Source organism: Microbacterium xerophyticum, from assembly GCF_053543555.1.
Genome location: NZ_JBLVOB010000006.1, coordinates 822,528 through 824,934, shown reverse-complemented (window position 1 = coordinate 824,934; position 2,407 = coordinate 822,528). Strand labels below are relative to the sequence as shown.

2 protein-coding genes are annotated in these 2,407 nt (G+C 66.2%); both read right to left on the bottom strand.

Annotated features, from left to right (window positions below; translation table 11 throughout):
• Positions 1-64: 64 nt before the first annotated feature.
• Positions 65-715, bottom strand: coding sequence for a DsbA family oxidoreductase (locus ACNPNP_RS10705; RefSeq protein WP_448966001.1), 651 nt, complete (start codon positions 713-715; stop codon positions 65-67).
• Between the two features lie 2 nt (positions 716-717).
• Positions 718-2,334: a DHA2 family efflux MFS transporter permease subunit gene (locus ACNPNP_RS10700; RefSeq protein ID WP_448966000.1), complete on the bottom strand. Its 1,617-nt coding sequence runs from the start codon at positions 2,332-2,334 to the stop codon at positions 718-720.
• Between the last annotated feature and the right edge of the window lie 73 nt (positions 2,335-2,407).

Here is a 2,407-nt window from a genome sequence, read left to right as displayed (position 1 = left end):
GTTTCCGGCACTTCTCGTTGGTGAGAGTTGATCGGGCCTCAGTGCTCCCGCACGGCGTGCCGGCTCATGCTTCTACTGATCTCTGCAGAGCTTCGAGGTAGACGTGCACAGGCTGGGCACCGGAGATGCCCCACTTCCCGTCGATCACATGGAGGGGCACGCCGCTCGCGCCGAGTGCGCGGAGCCGGTCGCCGTCCTGATCGACCGCGACGCGGTGGCGGCGGTCGAGCAGGACCTGTCGTGCGTCCTCGGGATCCATGCCGATCTCGCGAGCAAGATCGACGAGTTCGTCGACGTGTCCGATGTGTCTCCCCTCGGTGAAGTACGCAGTGAAGAGTCGGCGGGTCAGTGCAGCCCGGTGTCCGCTCTGCTGGGCGTGATGGAGCAGTTCCAGGGCGAGGTGCGAGTTCGTCGGGCGGGTGAGGTCGGGACGGAAACTCAGTCCTTCGGCATGGGCGAGCTGTGTGAGTTGCGCGGTGACCGCCTCTACGCGTCCACGTCCAGGGGACGCGCCGGCGTGTTGTGCGATCTGATGCTCCTTGTCGATCTCGGTGGGCACGCCGGGGCGCAGCTCGAAGGACCGATACTTCACTTCGACCTGTCCGTCGAACGCTGCGACGGCCTTCTGAAACCTCGGATGCGCGATGAAGCACCACACGCACTGGGGATCGGACCACACTTCGACCTGCACGGGCCTGGTGACTGTGATTGTCATGATCAGCCCGCGTGCCGGGCGGTGTCGGCGTCAGCGAAGTCCTCTGCCAGGCCTTCGGGTTCATCCACCGGCTCCGCAGTCGGGTCAGCGCCCTTGGGGCCGCGGAAGAGGATGAAGATGACGAGGACGATCATGACGGCGACGCCGACCCACATGGCCTGCTGCCAGCCGGCGATGAACGCCTCGTTCGCTGCAGTGCGAATCTGCTCCGCGTACTCCCCGGCACTCTGGCTGACCGCAGTGGCGTTGGCGATGCCTTCGCGCGCTGTCGCCGCGAACTCTTCCGGCACACCTGAAAGGCGTCCGGCGATCGCACTCTGATATCCGGCCACCAGCACACCGCCCAGAAGCGCAATGCCCAGGGCCGCACCGAGCTCTCGGGAGAGGTCGTTCAGTGCCGACGCGACACCCTGCTGCTCCCGAGGAAGCGAGGAGGTGATCGCTTCGGTCGAGGGTGTCATCGCCAGGCCCGCGCCGAGTCCCATCGTGATGAGTCCGGGCAGCACGCTGAGGTACCCGCCGTCGGCGGACACGAATCCGGCCATGAGCGTGAGGCCCACCGTGGCGATGGTGAGTCCGATGACCATGGAGGCCCGAGCGCCGATGCGTGCTGTCAGCCGAGGGGCGAGCCCGGAGGCGAGCATCATCAGCAGTGCCATGGGCATCATGGCGAGTGTGGACAGCAGTCCGCTCCATCCGAGGACGACCTGGAAGAACGGGTACAGCACCAGGGATACCCCGCCCAGGACGCCGAACCACACGAGCAGGAGCGTCGCGCCGGACGAGAGTCCGCGCTTGCGGAAGTGTCGAATGTCCAGCAGCGGGAACCGGGTGCGCAACTCCCACACGATGAACACCACGGTGGCGAGCACAGCTGCGATCAGTGTGGTCAGCACCACCGGGTCGGTCCAGCCCACGGACGGTGCCTCGTGCAGAGCGAAGGTGAAGCCGACCGTCGCGACGATCGACGTCAGCGCTCCCAGGGCATCGAACCTGCCTGGCGCCTTCTCTCGGGAGTTCGGCACTGAGCGCGTGCCGATCAGCAGGGCAGCTGCGGTGAGCACGATGGGGAGCGCGAACAGCCAGCGCCAGGACGCGATGTCGACCAGCACGGCGGAGAGGTACATGCCGACGATGCCACCGCCCCCGGCGACGGCGCTCCACACCCCGATCGCCTTGGAGCGCTCCTTGTCCGGGAACGAGGAGGTGATCACCGACAGCGTGACGGGCATGATCAGTGCCGCACCGATGCCGCTGAACAGTCGGGATGCGATCATGACCTCCATGACCGGAGCGATGGCCCCGGCGATGTTCGCGACACCGAAGATCACGAGGCCCATGATGAGCACCGGCTTGCGCCCGAGGCGATCGCCCAGGGCTCCGAGCGGCAGGAGGAGGGCTGCGAGAGTGAGTGTGTAGGTGTTGATGATCCAGAGCACTTGTCCCTGTGATGCATCGAAGGTCGTCGCAAGCTGCGGCTGTGCGACGTTGAGACCGGTCACCGAGGCGACAACGGCCATCAAGGCGATGCCGACGGCCCAGAGAATCGCGCGTCTGCGACGGGGATCCTCGATGACGGGCGCATCGCCTTCTGCGTCGGCGTGAGTGATGGAGGTCATAGCGGGTGGTGTTTCCTTTCATGGTGATGTGCCCTGTGTGCGTGTTCGCAGGCAGGGCGAAGCGGGGGCGAGG

Coding starts and splice junctions, on each gene's coding strand:
- ACNPNP_RS10705 (WP_448966001.1), bottom strand. CDS start 715: ATGACAATCACAGTCACCAGGCCCGTGCAGGTCGAAGTGTGGTCCGAT.
- ACNPNP_RS10700 (WP_448966000.1), bottom strand. CDS start 2,334: ATGACCTCCATCACTCACGCCGACGCAGAAGGCGATGCGCCCGTCATC.